Source organism: Lactobacillus sp. LL6 (assembly GCF_007570935.1).
Lineage (GTDB): Bacteria > Bacillota > Bacilli > Lactobacillales > Lactobacillaceae > Lactobacillus.
Window position 1 is genome coordinate 351,254 of record NZ_VLLR01000001.1, and the last position, 16,515, is coordinate 367,768.

At 36.8% G+C, this 16,515-nt stretch carries 10 protein-coding genes and 3 tRNA genes; 12 read left to right on the forward strand and 1 reads right to left on the reverse strand.

What is annotated here, in order from left to right:
• The first annotated feature begins 66 nt into the window (after positions 1–66).
• The 9 genes from FOD82_RS01700 to rpoC all read left to right on the forward strand — a co-directional run bounded on the left by FOD82_RS01700 (position 67) and on the right by rpoC (position 12,543).
• On the forward strand, positions 67–675 hold the full coding sequence (locus tag FOD82_RS01700; protein WP_144354783.1) for an SAP domain-containing protein: 609 nt from the start codon (positions 67–69) through the stop codon (positions 673–675).
• 345 nt (positions 676–1,020) lie between these two features.
• Positions 1,021–1,092: transfer RNA gene (locus FOD82_RS01705), tRNA-Gly, on the forward strand.
• 54 nt (positions 1,093–1,146) lie between these two features.
• Positions 1,147–1,596: a GNAT family N-acetyltransferase gene (locus FOD82_RS01710; RefSeq protein WP_144354784.1), complete on the forward strand. Its 450-nt coding sequence runs from the start codon at positions 1,147–1,149 to the stop codon at positions 1,594–1,596.
• 60 nt (positions 1,597–1,656) lie between these two features.
• Positions 1,657–1,728 (forward strand) — tRNA-Gly (locus FOD82_RS01715).
• A 39-nt stretch (positions 1,729–1,767) separates the two neighbouring features.
• A tRNA-Pro gene (locus FOD82_RS01720) sits at positions 1,768–1,841 on the forward strand.
• A gap of 148 nt (positions 1,842–1,989) precedes the next feature.
• Positions 1,990–2,448, forward strand: coding sequence for a GAF domain-containing protein (locus tag FOD82_RS01725; protein WP_144354785.1), 459 nt, complete (start codon positions 1,990–1,992; stop codon positions 2,446–2,448).
• Between the two features lie 69 nt (positions 2,449–2,517).
• Positions 2,518–5,004: an ATP-dependent Clp protease ATP-binding subunit gene (locus FOD82_RS01730; RefSeq protein ID WP_144354786.1), complete on the forward strand. Its 2,487-nt coding sequence runs from the start codon at positions 2,518–2,520 to the stop codon at positions 5,002–5,004.
• 222 nt (positions 5,005–5,226) lie between these two features.
• A complete protein-coding gene (gene rpoB / locus FOD82_RS01735; RefSeq protein ID WP_144354787.1) occupies positions 5,227–8,859 on the forward strand; it encodes a DNA-directed RNA polymerase subunit beta in 3,633 nt (1,210 codons plus the stop codon).
• A gap of 15 nt (positions 8,860–8,874) precedes the next feature.
• Positions 8,875–12,543 (forward strand): DNA-directed RNA polymerase subunit beta', encoded by a 3,669-nt coding sequence (gene rpoC, locus FOD82_RS01740; RefSeq protein WP_144354788.1) that lies wholly within the window; start codon positions 8,875–8,877, stop codon positions 12,541–12,543.
• 38 nt (positions 12,544–12,581) lie between these two features.
• Here the strand turns inward: rpoC and FOD82_RS01745 are convergent, their stop codons facing one another.
• The gene (locus FOD82_RS01745) at positions 12,582–13,259 is read right to left on the reverse strand and encodes a prepilin peptidase (RefSeq protein ID WP_186277700.1); all 678 of its coding nucleotides are present in this window, start codon (positions 13,257–13,259) and stop codon (positions 12,582–12,584) included.
• Positions 13,260–13,435: 176 nt separating this feature from the next.
• Here FOD82_RS01745 and rpsL point away from each other — a divergent pair, with 176 nt between their 5' ends.
• Genes rpsL through fusA form a run of 3 tightly spaced genes read left to right on the forward strand, consistent with a single transcriptional unit; the run spans position 13,436 to position 16,455 of the window.
• Positions 13,436–13,843 carry a 30S ribosomal protein S12 gene (gene rpsL / locus FOD82_RS01750; protein WP_004045589.1) on the forward strand — a complete coding sequence of 136 codons (408 nt, stop codon included), beginning with the start codon at positions 13,436–13,438 and terminating at the stop codon, positions 13,841–13,843.
• A 14-nt stretch (positions 13,844–13,857) separates the two neighbouring features.
• Positions 13,858–14,328, forward strand: a complete 471-nt coding sequence (gene rpsG / locus FOD82_RS01755) for a 30S ribosomal protein S7 (protein WP_144354790.1) — start codon at positions 13,858–13,860, stop codon at positions 14,326–14,328.
• A gap of 36 nt (positions 14,329–14,364) precedes the next feature.
• The gene (gene fusA / locus FOD82_RS01760) at positions 14,365–16,455 is read left to right on the forward strand and encodes an elongation factor G (protein WP_144354791.1); all 2,091 of its coding nucleotides are present in this window, start codon (positions 14,365–14,367) and stop codon (positions 16,453–16,455) included.
• The last annotated feature ends 60 nt before the right edge of the window (positions 16,456–16,515 follow it).

The window sequence follows — 16,515 nt, forward strand, 5'->3', positions numbered from 1 at the left end:
AGATATGGGTGTGGGGCTTTTTTGGTGGTAAAATTATTAAGTAGTTATTCTGGGAGAATAATTAAGATGATTAATATAACAAAAGAAAATTTGCAAAGTAATTATTGGTATAAAGAAGATTTGCAAAAATTTTGTAGAGAAAAAAGTCTGCCAACTTATGGTACAAAAGCAGAATTGCTTTTATATATTGAAAAGTATTTCAACAAAGTTCCTCTTAAAAAAATAACTCCACTCAGGACTCAGAAAAAGAAAGGTACTTTAAAATGGTATCAAATGAGTGTAAACACAAAATTATTAAATACGGGTTTTGCTCTAAATAATGAAGCTAGAAAATTTTTTCAACATTACTTTAATGTAGAGAAATTTTCTTTTAGAAAAAATATGGCAGTAAAACTAAGAGAAGTTGAAACTTTTAATGACTCTAATGCTACAATTCAAGATTTAATAGATGCTTATTTAGATTTAACTCAAATCAAAAACTCAGAAGAAAAAACATATGAATGGAATCATTTTGTTAGAGACTTTTTAAGTGATATACACTCTAAGCAGTTTCGTTCAAAAATGAAAGTGGCTTCGATTCTATGGAACGAAATAAAACAAAACAATGAAGAAAAAAAGTATGATTCTGATTTAATAATTAAATATCAAGATAAAATTAAGAGGTATAAAAAATAAATTATTACAGAATGATGACCATTATTAGTTTTTTATTTCTGTAACTGTTTTATTGATTAATTTTTTAGCGAAAATATTGTCAATGCATTAGGGATGAAATTAACCTTAATCTTTGTGTTGGCGTTCATGATATAATACAAGTAGTTTGTATTAGAGGAATGTTCCTTTTTAATATTTAAGATAAAATCAGGCAAAGTTGATCACTTAGCCCGTCATTGACGTTTGGTGCAGTTCTGAATTTTTTGAAATTCATGAACTGCTTTTTTGTTAAAAAATCAAAAATATTTTTAAAAAAAGTTCTTGCATTTCTACTTCAGTCATGTATAATAATATTTGTTGAGAAATGCGGAAGTAGTTCAGTGGTAGAACACGACCTTGCCATGGTCGGGGTCGCGGGTTCGAATCCCGTCTTCCGCTCTAAAATAAAGCTCGTCAGTAGGACGAGCTTTTTTTGTTGCTTAAGGATAAAAAATGTTTATTAGAAAATACCAATCAAACGATTGCCAAAAAGTTATAGAATTGTTTTATGATACAGTCCACACAATTAATGCTCGAGATTATAATAAAGAGCAATTGTTTTCATGGGCGCCAAAAGAAGCTAACTTGAATAAGTGGAATCAATCTTTAATGAATAATTTTTGCTTAGTTGCTGAAATGGATAATCAAATTGTAGGTTTTGGTGATATTAGCAAAGATGGTTATTTAGATCATTTATTTGTTCATAAAGATTTTCAAGGTCAAGGAATTGCTTCAAATCTCTGTAATAAGCTAGAGAGCATACCTTCAAAACAAATTACAACTCATGCTTCAATTACTGCAAAGCCATTTTTTGAAAAAAGGGGATACAAGGTTATTAAGAAGCAAACTGTAGTTAGAAATAAAATTGAGCTTGTAAATTATGTAATGAGAAAAAATAAATAATTTTCAAAAAATACTTGCATAATACTTCGACTCATGTATAATAATATTTGTTGATGAAACGCGGAAGTAGTTCAGTGGTAGAACATCACCTTGCCATGGTGGGGGTCGCGGGTTCGAATCCCGTCTTCCGCTCTAAGATAAAGCTCGCCACCCGGCGAGTTTTTTTGCATTCGGGATATAGCTCAGCTTGGTAGAGCGCTACGTTCGGGACGTAGAGGTCGCAAGTTCGAATCTTGTTGTCCCGATAATGAAAAGAGGACGATGGTCCTCTTTTTGTTTTTATAAATTTGCATAGTAGTGATTTTTATTTTAAAATATAACTTACAAAAAATTAGTAAGTTGGATAAAGAACAGCTTTATGTTATGATGGCAAAAAACATAAGGAGGCAAATTATGGCAGCAGAAACTAAAGAAAATTATGAATTGTTAACTCAGCAAGCTAAAGCATTAGTAACTGGGGAAGATGATTGGGTTGCAAATACTGCTAATGTTTCAGCGCTTTTGTTTAATTCACTTAAAAATGTGAATTTTGTGGGAGTTTATCGCATGAAAAATGACGAATTGCTTTTAGGACCATTTCAAGGGCAGCCTGCTTGTGTGCATATTCCAATTGGAAAGGGTGTTTGTGGAACTGCTGCTCAAGCACAAAAGACCCAAATTGTAAAAAATGTCCATGATTTTTCAGGACATATTGCTTGTGACAGTAGAACTAATTCTGAAATTGTGGTTCCAATTTTTAAAGATAAGGTCTTATGGGGCGTGTTTGATTTTGATTCAACTAAATTAGAGAACTTTAATGAAATTGATCAGAAATATTTAGAAAAAATTGCAGAGATAATTTTTAACCATTAGGGCAAATTGTTTTACATTAATCTATAGAGAGATTAAAATTATTGACGATTATTTAAGGGTGGTGTTTAGATGGAAAATTCTTACAGTAAAAGTGCTAATCAAGTGTTGGAAATTGCGCGTGAACAAGCTCAAAATTTCCATCACCGTTTAGTAGGTACAGAACATGTATTATTGGCATTGGTGATTGAATCTGATGGAGATGCTGGTAAGCTTCTGCGTTCTTGGAACTTAACTCCAACTGCAGTTCGAGAAGAAATTGAGAGATATACTGGTTATGGATCTGCAGCTAATAGCAGTTTTATGGAATTTTCTCCAAGATTGAATTTAGCATTGGATTTTGCTAAAAGAGCTGCTAATGATGGAGGCTATACAGAAATTCAAACAAGTCATATTTTGCTTGGACTTATTGCTAGTGAGCAAGTTTTATCATCTATGATTTTAAAGAATTTAAATGTTGATAAGAATAGATTGCGCCAAGATATTGAAGATAATTTGAATCAGTCTAGAAACTTTGCTGATATGTCTAACTGGCAATCTTCAAGTCAATCTAATTCAAGTCAACCTAAGCAAAAACAAAGCACTACGCCAAATCTTGATAATGTAGCAGTTAACTTGAATGAACGTGCAAAGCAGGGTGCAATTGATCCAGTAATTGGACGAGATAAAGAAATTGATCGTGTAATTCAAATTTTATCTCGTAGAACTAAAAATAATCCGGTTTTAATTGGTGAACCTGGTGTTGGTAAAACAGCAGTAGCTCAAGCAATTGCTACCGAAATTGTAAATAAAAATGTTCCTGATGATTTACTTAATAAAAGAGTAATGTCACTTGATTTAGGTAGTTTAGTTGCAGGGACTAAGTATCGTGGTGAGTTTGAAGATCGTGTTAAAAAAATCGTCAAAGAAATCACTAAAGATGGTAAAGTTATTCTCTTTGTTGATGAAATGCATACTTTAATTGGTGCAGGTGGTGCAGAAGGTTCAATTGATGCTGCTAATATTTTAAAGCCATCTTTGGCACGTGGTGATATTCAAATGATTGGGGCTACTACTTATGATGAATATCAAAAATATGTTGAAAAAGATCAAGCTTTAGCACGGCGTTTTCAACAAGTTCGTTTAGATGAACCAACTAAAGAAGATACAATGCATATTTTGGAAGGGTTAAAGCCAAAATATGAAAAATTCCACCATGTAACAATTTCAGAAGCAGCTTTGAAAGATGCGATTGATTTATCAAGTCGTTATATTGCTAATCGTTATTTACCAGATAAGGCAATTGACTTAGTAGATGAAGCAAGTGCTGCTGTTAAAATTGATAATAATTTAGGTTCTAATGATGATTTGAATCAAATTAATGAACAAATCAAAAAAATTATTGATCAAAAAAATGAGGCTGCTGCAACCCAGAACTTTGTTGAAGCTGCCAAATTGCAAGATAGACAAAACAGTTTACAAGCTCAACGTGAAAATATGGCTGATAAAATTCAAGAAGAAGTTAGTCGTACTGCAGTTGTTGGGCCAGAAGATATTGCTAAGGTTGTTTCAAGCTGGACTGGTGTACCTGTAACTCAAATGAAGCGTAACGAAACAAAACAATTAGCTAACCTTGAAAAGACTTTACATAATCGCGTAATTGGCCAATCGAAGGCAGTTTCAGCGGTTTCTCGTGCAATTAGAAGAAGTCGTAGCGGAATTAAAGATGAAAATCGTCCCATTGGCTCATTCTTATTCTTAGGACCAACTGGTGTAGGTAAGACTGAACTTGCTAAAGCTGTGGCTAGTGCAATGTTTGGTTCAGAAGATAACCTTATTAGAGTAGATATGTCAGAGTATATGGATCAGATTGCTTCAAGTAAATTAATTGGTTCAGCTCCAGGTTATGTAGGGTATGAAGAAGGCGGTCAGCTTTCTGAACAAGTACGTCGTCATCCATATTCAGTTGTTTTGCTTGATGAAGTTGAAAAAGCACACCCAGATGTCTTTAATTTACTTTTGCAAGTACTTGATGATGGATTTTTAAAAGATTCAAAAGGACGCAAAGTTGACTTTAGAAATACGGTTATTATTATGACGTCTAACTTAGGTTCACGCAGTATTTTTGATACTAATCAGGTTGGTTTTGCTGCTGATAATGAAAGTCAAGTCAAGATGCGTCAGGACCGAGTTCGTCAAGCACTTAAGCAATTCTTCCGTCCAGAATTTTTGAACCGTGTTGATGAAACAATTATTTTTGATGAACTTAATAAAGATGAGCTTCGCCAAATTGTAACTCTTCTTACTCATAAGCTTGTCGAACGTTTGGCTAAGCGTGGAATTACTCTTAAATTGTCACGTGCGGCTCTTGATAAAATTGCTGCAGATGGTTATGACCCTGAAATGGGTGCTCGTCCATTAAGACGTGCTATTCAAAGCGACATTGAAGATAAAATTGCAGAACTTTTAATAAGTGGCGAGCTTCATGCAGGTACAACTTTGAAAATTGGAGCTAGCCATGGAAAACTAAAATTTGAAGTTGAGAATAAATCTAAAAAAGAATTAGTTACTAGTAAGTAATTTAAAGTTTTTAATATTGACAAAAAGCTCAAAATGCGGTATATTAGTTGCTGATTTAAAAGGCTGAAGTTCAGGATTTTGCTGATATATTGTCCAGCAAAATGATAATGGCAAAAACGACAAACGTTGTTTTTGTCTTTTTTATGCCCAAATTTGCAGCTTTTTGATTTTGTAACAGAAATGTAATATTTTGCTTTCTCTAACAGAAAGGATGTTTTTTCCTTGTTAAATGGACACGTAGTGAATTACGGTAAGCATCGTACAAGACGTAGCTTTTCAAGAATTAAAGAAGTTCTTAAATTGCCTAACTTGACAGATGTACAAACCGAATCATATAAGTGGTTTCTCGATGAAGGTATCAAAGAAGTTTTTGATGATATTATGCCAATTGGTGACTTCTCAGGTAAGTTGTCATTAGAATATGTTGGTTATAAGCTTCAAGAACCTAAGTATACTGTCGATGAAGCCCGCGATCATGATGCAACTTATGCAGCACCAATGCATGTAACTTTAAAGTTAACTAACCAAGAAACTGGTGAAATTAAGACTCAAGACGTCTTCTTTGGCGATCTTCCATTGATGACTGAATCTGGTTCTTTCATTATTAATGGTGCTGAAAGAGTTATTGTTTCTCAATTAGTAAGATCTCCTGGTGTATATTACTCAGGTGATTATGATAAGAATGGCCGTCAAATTTTTGGTACCACTGTTATTCCTAACCGTGGTGCATGGCTTGAATATGAAACTGATGCCAAGGATATTGCTTACGTTCGTGTAGACCGTACTCGTAAGCTTCCATTGAGTGTACTTATTAGAGCTATGGGTATTGGTTCAGACAGTGACATTTTAGAAATGTTTGGTCAAAGTGATAGTTTGCAATTCACTTTGGATAAGGATGTTCATAAGAATCCTGCAGATTCACGTGTTGCTGAATCATTAAAGGATATCTATGAAAGACTTCGTCCTGGCGAACCAAAGACTACTGATTCTTCACGTTCACTTTTATATGCAAGATTCTTTGACCCACGTCGCTATGATTTAGCTCCAGTTGGTCGTTACAAGATCAATAAGAAGCTTTCTCTTAAGAATCGTCTATATGGACAAACTTTAGCTGAAACTTTAGCTGATCCTGACACTGGTGAAATCATTGCTAAAAAGGGTACCATTGTAACTCATGAAGTAATGGATACTCTTGAAAAGTACTTAGACCGCGATGATTTTAAGATGGTAACTTATGAACCTTCTAAAGAAGGTGTATTACCAGATCCAATCACTGTTCAAGAAATTAAGGTCTTTTCAAAGAAAGATCCAGAACGCATTGTTAAATTAATGTCAAATGGTCATATTGCTGATGATGTTAAGCACTTAACTCCAGCTGATGTTTTGGCATCAATTAATTACTTCTTTGTGCTTCAAGATGGTATTGGTTCAACTGATGATATTGACCACTTAGGTAATCGTAGAATTCGTCGTGTTGGTGAATTACTTCAAAACCAATTTAGAATTGGTTTAGCAAGAATGGAACGTGTAGTTCGTGAAAGAATGTCTATTCAAGATCCATCAACTGTTACTCCACAACAATTGATTAATATTCGTCCAATTGTTGCAAGTATCAAAGAGTTCTTTGGTTCTTCACAACTTTCACAGTTCATGGATCAACACAACCCACTTGGCGAATTGACACACAAGCGTCGTATGTCAGCTTTAGGGCCTGGTGGTTTGACTCGTGACCGTGCTGGATATGAAGTTCGTGACGTTCACTATACTCACTATGGACGTCTATGTCCTATTGAAACTCCAGAAGGTCCTAACATTGGTTTGATCAACTCTTTGGCTTCATATGCCATTATTAATAAGTATGGTTTTATCGAAACCCCTTACCGTCGTGTATCTTGGAAAGATCACAAGGTAACTGATAAGATTGATTACTTGACTGCTGATGTTGAAGATAATTACATTGTTGCCGGTGCTGATGCACGTTTAAATGAAGATGGTTCATTTAAGGATGATGTGGTTTTAGCTCGTTACAAAGATGACAACATCGAAGTAAGTCCAGACAAGATCGACTACATGGATGTTATTCCTAAGCAAGTTGTTTCTGTAGCATCTGCATGTATTCCATTCCTTGAAAACGATGACTCTAACCGTGCTTTGATGGGGGCTAACCAGCAACGTCAGGCTGCTCCTTTGATTAATCCACACTCATCCCTTGTTGGAACCGGTATGGAATATCGTGCTGCTCACGATTCAGGTGCAGCTATTATTGCTAAGGCAGCTGGTGTAGTTGAATACGTTGATGCAAATGAAATCCGTATTAGACGTGAAGATGGTACTTTAGATAAGTATGTTCTTGAAAAATACCGTCGTTCAAATAACTCCAAGTCATACAACCAAACACCAAACGTTAAGTTAGGTGACCATGTTGATGAAAGTGATGTTATTGCTAATGGTCCTACTATGGATCATGGTGAATTGGCTCTTGGTCAAAATCCAGTTATCGCATTTATGACTTGGAACATGTATAACTATGAAGATGCCATCATGCTTTCAGAACGACTTGTTAAGGATGATGTTTATACTTCAATTAGTATTGAAGACTTTGAATCAGAAGCTCGTGATACTAAACTTGGACCTGAAGAAATTACTCGTGAACTTCCAAATGTAGGTGAAGATGCATTAAAGGATCTTGATGCAGAAGGTATTGTACGTATTGGTGCTGAAGTTCACGATGGTGATATTTTAGTAGGTAAAGTAACTCCAAAGGGTGTTACTGAACTTTCAGCAGAAGAAAGATTACTTCACGCAATCTTTGGTGAAAAGGCTCGTGAAGTTCGTGATACTTCACTTCGTGTACCTCACGGTGGTGGCGGTATCGTTCAAGATGTTAAAGTATATACTCGTGAAGCTGGCGATGAACTTTCTCCAGGTGTAAACACTATGGTTCGTGTATATATTGCACAAAAGAGAAAGATTCAAGTTGGGGACAAGATGTCTGGTCGTCACGGTAACAAGGGTACTGTTGCGATGGTTGCTCCAGAAGAAGATATGCCATATTTACCAGATGGAACCCCAGTTGATATTTGCTTGAACCCAATGGGTGTGCCTTCACGTATGAACATTGGACAGCTTCTTGAACTTCACTTAGGTCGTGCAGCTAATGACTTAGGTATTCATGTTGCCACTCCTGTATTTGATGGAGCAACTGAAGATGATGTATGGAATACTGTACGTCAAGCTGGTGTTGATAAAGATGGTAAGACTGTTATTTATGATGGACGTACTGGTGAGCCATTCCATAACCGTGTATCAGTAGGTATCATGCACTACTTGAAACTTACTCACATGGTTGATGATAAGATTCACGCACGTTCAATCGGGCCTTACTCACTTGTTACTCAACAACCACTTGGTGGTAAAGCACAGTTTGGTGGACAGCGTTTTGGTGAAATGGAAGTTTGGGCTCTTGAAGCTTATGGTGCAGCTTACACTCTTCAAGAAATTTTGACTTACAAGTCAGATGATGTTGTTGGTCGTGTTAAGGCATACGAGGCTATTGTTAAGGGCGAAAAGATTCCTAAGCCAGGTGTTCCAGAATCCTTCCGTGTTCTTGTTAAGGAACTTCAATCTCTTGGATTAGATATTAGAGTTCTTGACATGGATCACAAGGAAATCGAATTACGTGATATGGATAATGATTCAAATGAACATTTGAATATTGATACTTTGTCACGTATGGCAGAAGAACAACAAAAGAAGAAGTTAGCCGAAGAAACTACAAAGTCCGATGATAAAAAATCTGCAGATACGCCAGAAGAAGCACCTGTAGATAAGTCCGATAAAAAGGTTTCTAAATAGTAGGAGGTTAAACTTTTGATCGACGTAAATAAGTTTGAAAGTATGCAAATTGGTCTTGCATCACCTAACAAGATCAGAAGCTGGTCATATGGTGAAGTTAAAAAACCAGAGACCATCAACTACCGTACTTTGAAGCCAGAAAAAGATGGCTTATTTGATGAAAGAATTTTTGGACCAACAAAAGATTGGTCATGTGCTTGTGGTAAGTACAAAGGTGTTAGATACCGTGGTATCGTATGTGATCGTTGTGGAGTTGAAGTTACTTCTGCTAAAGTAAGAAGAGAACGTATGGGTCACATTGAACTCGCAGCTCCAGTAACTCATATTTGGTACTTTAAGGGTATTCCATCACGTATGGGTCTAGTTTTGGATATTTCTCCAAGACTTCTTGAAGAAGTTATTTACTTTGCAGCATACATCGTAATTGATCCAGGTGATACAGATTTAGAACCTAAGCAATTACTGACTGAAGCAGAATATCGCGAACAAAAAGCTAAATATGGTGACCGTTTTGAAGCTAAAATGGGTGCTGAAGCTATTCGTGAATTGCTTAAGAAGGTAGATTTAGCTAAAGAAGTAGCTGATTTGAAGAAAGAACTTCAAACAGCTACTGGTCAAAAACGTACGCGTGCAATTAGAAGATTGGATATTTTGGATGCATTTAAGAATTCTGGTAATAAACCAGAATGGATGGTTATGGATGCAGTTCCTGTAATTCCGCCAGATCTTCGTCCAATGGTTCAACTTGAAGGTGGACGTTTTGCTACTTCTGATTTGAACGATTTATATAGACGTGTAATTAACCGTAACAATCGTTTGAAGAGATTACTTGATTTGAACGCTCCAAATATTATTGTTCAAAACGAAAAGCGTATGCTTCAAGAAGCAGTTGATGCCTTAATTGATAATGGTCGTCGTGGTCGTCCAGTTGTTGGACCAGGTAATCGTCCACTTAAATCACTTTCTCACATGCTTAAGGGTAAGCAGGGACGTTTCCGTCAAAACTTACTTGGTAAGCGTGTTGACTACTCTGGTCGTTCAGTTATTGATGTTTCACCTAAATTGAAATTCTATCAATGTGGTGTCCCACGTCCAATGGCTCTTGAATTATTTAAGCCATTTGTAATGCACGAATTAGTTAAGCGTAAGATTGCATCTAACATTAAAAATGCTAAGCGTAAGATTGATCGTGAAGATGATGATATTTGGGATGTACTTGAAGATGTTATTAAAGAACGTCCAGTTCTTTTGAACCGTGCACCTACTCTTCACCGTTTGAGTATTCAAGCCTTTGAACCAGTTTTGGTACCAGGTAAGTCAATTAGACTTCACCCGCTTGCATGTGAAGCCTACAACGCTGACTTTGATGGGGACCAGATGGCTATTCACGTTCCTTTGTCTGATGAAGCTGTTGCAGAATCACGTTTGCTTATGCTTGCTGCTCACCATATTTTGGCACCTAAGGATGGTAAGCCAATCGTAACTCCTTCACAGGATGTTGTATTGGGTAACTACTGGTTGACTCAAGCTGAAAAGGGTCGTGAAGGTCAAGGTATGATCTTTAGTTCACCAGCAGAAGCTGCTGTAGCATATGCTAATGGTGATATTCACTACCACACTATCATTGGTATGTCAGCTGATTCAATGCCAGATAAGCCATGGCCAGAAGGTAAGGAACATGGAATCTTCATTACCACTTATGGTAAGGTTGTATTTAACCAAATTTTCCCAGATGATTACTTCTACATTAATGAACCAACTGAGGAAAACTTAAACAATCCACTTGCTGCTAAGTATTTCTTAGAAGAGGGCGAAGACATTGATAAGAAGATTGATGATATTGCTGCTGATTTAATTGCAACACCATTTAAGAAAGACTTCTTATCAGATTCTATTGCAACTATTTACAAGTACTACAAAGTTCAAAGAACTTCTGAATACTTGGATGACTTAAAAGAGTTAGGTTACACAAGTTCTACCATTTCTGGTATTACTATCGGTATGAACGATGTTCCGGAAATCACTGATAAGGATGAGAAGGTAGAAAAAGCTCACAAGCAAGTTGATGTTGTTTCTAAACAATTTAGACGTGGTCTTATTACTGAACAAGAACGTCATGATCGAGTAATTAGTATTTGGAATGCATGTAAGGACGAAGTTCAAAATGAAATCGCCCAAATTTATGATCCACGTAACCCAATCACTGTCATGGCTGACTCTGGTGCCCGTGGTAACATTTCAAACTTTACTCAGCTTGCTGGTATGCGTGGTTTGATGGCCACTCCTAACGGTGGATTGTTCGAAATTCCAGTTACTTCAAACTTTAAGGAAGGTTTATCAGTTCAAGAACTTTTCATGTCTACTCACGGTGCTCGTAAAGGTATGACTGATACTGCCTTAAAGACTGCTCAGTCAGGTTACCTTACTCGTCGTTTAGTTGATGTAGCCCAGGATGTTATTATCCGTGAAGATGACTGTGGAACTGATCGTGGTATTACTGTTCACTCTATCATGGAAGGCGATGAAATGATTGAACCACTCTTTGATCGTTTGGTTGGTCGTTTCACTGCTGAAACTGTTAAGGATCCTAAGACTGGTGAAGCTATTGTTGGTCCGGATGTTATGATGGATGAAAATATGGCTCACAAGATTGTTGATGCTGGTGTAACTCATGTTAAGATTCGTTCAATTTTAACTTGTGATACTCCACACGGTGTCTGCCGTAAGTGTTATGGTATGAACTTGGCTACTGGTGAAGAAGTTGAAGTTGGTGAAGCAGTAGGTACTGTTGCTGCTCAATCAATTGGTGAACCTGGTACTCAGCTTACTTTGAGAACTTTCCACAACGGTGGGGTTGCCGGTGCAGAAGATATTACTCAAGGGTTACCTCGTGTTCAAGAATTGTTTGAAGCACGTAATCCTAAGGGTCGTTCAACTATCTCTGAAGTTGATGGTATTATTGATTCAATTCAAGAAAATCCAGCAGAACATACTCGCGAAATTACTGTTAAGGGTAAAATTGATACTAGAAGTTACAGTGTTCCTTACACTGCTTCTGTAGCAGTTAGCGAAGGTGATGAAGTTCACCGTGGTGACAAGTTGACTCTTGGTTCTGTTGATCCTAAGGAATTGATTCAAGTAACGGATACTTTAACTACTGAAAAGTACATTTTAGCTGAAGTACAAAAAGCTTATAGAATGCAGGGTGTAGATATCGCTGATAAGCACGTCGAAGTATTGACTCGTCAAATGCTTCAAAAAGTTCGTGTACTTGATCCAGGTGAAACTGATATCTTACCAGGTGAAGTTATGGATATCGGTCAATTTAGAGACCGTAACAAGGAAGTTATTATTTCAGGTGGTATTCCTGCGACTGCTCAAAGTGTTATTTTGGGTATTACTAAGGCAGCCCTTGAAACAAACAGTTTCTTGTCTGCTGCTTCCTTCCAAGAAACTACTCGTGTTCTTACTGATGCTTCTATTAGAGGTAAAAACGATCCACTCCTTGGTCTTAAGGAAAACGTTATTATTGGTAAGATTATTCCAGCTGGTACTGGTATGCCAGTTTACCGTAGTATGGAACCACAATCTGATGCTAAAAAGAAGCCAAAGTCTGTTTACTCAATTGCTGACATTGAAAAGCAAATGAAAGAAAAAGATGAGGCCGAAAAGCCAAAAGCTTAATAGCAAAAAATGCTCCTATGATAAATAGGGGCATTTTTTTACATCAAAAATATAATCAAACTTAGGAATAGATAAGGAAAAAGAGCAATTTGCTGATTCTTATCTATTCTTTTTTTGTTTAAAAAGTAATGCACAATACAAAATAAAGATGCTAATAAAAAAGTATAATTAGCGAACTCAGCATGAAAATAAAATACTAATATTAAATATAAAATTAAGTCGCCACTTCCTAGTTTTTGTTTATACACATAAAATAGCAATACTATAAATATAGGAACTGATTGCATTAAATCTAATGTAGTAAAAGAAGAAAAATTATAAAGTGAAACTATAATTGCAGGTATGATGCAAATTGTAGGAAATTCTTGACTGTAGTAATCAAAAATTGTACAAAGCAAGATTGAGAATATTAAAATTGCAGTAGTTATTCCGTTAGTTGTAGCAAAGTCACAATTTGAAAATGAAAAACCACCAATTAATTCTATAAAAAATAATTCGGCAGGTATTTTGAATTTGCAAGTAGAGCATTGTCCATGAAGAAATATATAAGAAAAAACAGGTATTTCTTCTAATATATTTAATTCAGTGTGACAATAAGTGCATTTTGATCTGTCTAAAATATAATTTCCTTGATAAAAGCGGTCGTATATAACATATGCATGTGAAGCTAAACAGCTTCCGATAAAGAAATTACTAATTAAAAAAATATTGTTCAATTGTTTCACCTCAGGGAATAAATACGTAAAAAAATAAAAAAATACTGTAAATGGGTTTGATTTCTTTCAAAAACCGAGTACAATGGTTGTTGTATGTTTTGAACAGTCTTTCCGCGAGTAAAAAAGAAACTCCCGGATGTGTGAACAAAATAGATGAATTTAGGAGGAAATTTTTAATGCCAACCATTAACCAATTGGTAAGAAAAGGTCGTCACTCAAAAACGACTAAATCAAAGTCACCAGCTTTGAACTACGGTTACAACAGTATGAAGAAGGAATTAGTATTCAACCCAGCTCCACAAATGCGTGGGGTTGCTACTCGTGTGGGTACTATGACTCCAAAGAAGCCTAACTCAGCTTTACGTAAGTATGCTCGTGTACGTCTTTCAAACTTGATTGAAGTTACTGCATACATTCCAGGTGAAGGCCACAACTTGCAAGAACACTCTGTTGTTTTGATTCGTGGTGGTCGTGTAAAAGACCTTCCTGGTGTACGTTACCACATTATCCGTGGTGCTCTTGACACTGCTGGTGTTGATGGCAGAAAGCAAAGCCGTTCTAAGTACGGTACTAAGAAAGGTTAAGGAGGAGTTAAATAATGCCTAGAAAAGGACATGTAACTAAGAGAGACGTTTTAGCAGATCCAGTTTACAACTCAAAGCTTGTTACTAAGCTCATCAACCACTTAATGCTTGACGGTAAGCGCGCAAAGGCTTCTTCAATCCTTTACGATGCTTTCACTATTGTTAAGGACAAGACTGGCAAAGAACCACTTGATGTTTTTGAAGAAGCAATGAACAATGTTATGCCAGTATTGGAAGTTAGAGCTCGTCGTATCGGTGGTTCAAACTACCAAATCCCAGTAGAAGTTCGTCCAGAAAGAAGAACTACTTTAGGTTTAAGATGGCTTGTTTCATACGCACGTTTACGTAATGAACACACTATGGATGAACGTTTAGCTAACGAAATCATCGATGCATCAAACAACACTGGTTCAGCAGTTAAGAAACGTGAAGATGTTCACCGCATGGCTGAAGCAAACCGTGCATTTGCACACTACCGCTTCTAATTTGTTCTTTTATTTTTTTAAGGAGATTATATATCTATGGCTAACAAGCGTGAATTTCCATTAGAAAAAACACGTAATATTGGTATCATGGCCCACATTGATGCGGGTAAGACTACCACTACTGAACGTATCCTTTACTACACTGGTAAAATCCACAAGATTGGTGAAACTCACGAAGGTGATTCACAAATGGACTGGATGGAAGAAGAAAAGGAACGTGGTATTACTATCACTTCAGCAGCTACTACTGCTCAATGGAAAGATTACAGAATTAACATCATCGATACCCCAGGACACGTTGACTTCACTATCGAAGTAGAACGTTCACTTCGTGTTCTTGATGGTGCTGTAACTGTTCTTGATGCACAAGCTGGTGTTGAACCACAAACTGAAAATGTTTGGCGTCAAGCTGAAACTTACGGTGTTCCTCGTATTGTTTTCATTAACAAGATGGATAAGATCGGTGCTGACTTCGATCACTCAGTAGAAACTCTTCATGAACGTTTGAACGCTAATGCACACGCAGTTCAAATGCCAATTGGTTCAGCTGATACTTTTGAAGGTGTTATCGACTTAATCGACATGGTAGCTGATATCTACGACGAAGATAAACTTGGTTCTAAGTGGGATACTGTTCCAGTTCCTGATGAATACAAGGAAGAAGCTGAAAAGCGTCGTGGTGAATTAATTGAAGCTGTTGCTGATGTTGATGATGACATCATGGAAAAATACCTTGGCGGTGAAGAAATTTCTAATGAAGAATTAAAGGCTGCTATCCGTAAAGCAACTATTAACTTAGACTTCTTCCCAGTATTTGCTGGTTCAGCATTTAAGAACAAGGGTGTTCAAATGATGCTTGATGGTGTTATTGATTACTTACCATCACCATTAGATGTTAAGCCTTACGTTGCTCATGATCCAAAGACTGGTGAAGAAGTAGAACTTAAGGCTAACGACAAGGATCCATTTGCAGCTTTAGCATTTAAGATTGCTACTGACCCATTTGTTGGTCGTTTGACTTTCATTCGTGTTTACACTGGTTCACTTCAATCAGGTTCATACGTATTGAACGCTTCAAAGGACAGTCGTGAACGTGTTGGTCGTTTGCTTCAAATGCACGCCAACTCAAGAACTGAAATTCCAGAAGTATTCTCAGGTGATATTGCTGGTGCTATCGGTTTGAAGAACACTACTACTGGTGATTCATTAACTGATCCTAAGCGTCCACTTATTTTGGAAAGTTTGGAAATTCCAGACCCAGTTATCCAAGTTTCAATCGAACCTAAGTCAAAGGCTGACCGTGACAAGCTTGATGTTGCTCTTCAAAAGCTTACTGAAGAAGACCCAACTTTCAAGGCAGAAACTAACGCTGAAACTGGTCAAACCTTGATTGCTGGTATGGGTGAATTGCACCTTCAAATCATGGTTGAACGTATGAAGCGTGAATTCCACGTTGAAGCAACTATCGGTGAACCACAAGTAGCTTACCGTGAAACCTTCACCAAGGAAGCTAAGGCTCAAGGTAAGTTCGTTCGTCAATCTGGTGGTAAGGGTCAATACGGTGACGTATGGATTGACTTTACTCCAAATGAAGAAGGTAAAGGTTACGAATTTGAAGACGCTATCGTTGGTGGTGTTGTTCCTCGTGAATTTATCCCTTCAGTTGATGCTGGACTTCAAGAAGCTATGAAGAATGGTGTTCTTGCAGGTTACCCATTGATTGATGTTAAGGCTAAGCTTTACGATGGTAGTTACCACGAAGTCGACTCATCAGAAGCTGCTTTCAAGGTTGCTGCTTCACTTGCATTGAAGAATGCTGCTTCTAAGGCTGGTGCTGTAGTTCTTGAACCAATTATGAAGGTTCAAGTAATTACCCCAGAAGAATACTTAGGTGACGTTATGGGTTCAGTTACTGCACGTCGTGGTACTATGGACGGTATGGAAGACCGTTCAGGTGCTAAGGTATTGAATGCTATGGTTCCACTTTCTGAAATGTTTGGTTACGCAACTACTTTGCGTTCATCAACTCAAGGTCGTGGTACTTTCACTATGGTATTTGACCACTACTCACCAACTCCTAAGTCAATTCAAGATGAAATTATTAAGAAGCGCGGCGGCGAAGCTTAATTAATATTATTGATTTAAAAAGATTGTCGATATAGTCGACAATCTTTTTTTGTAAAAAAA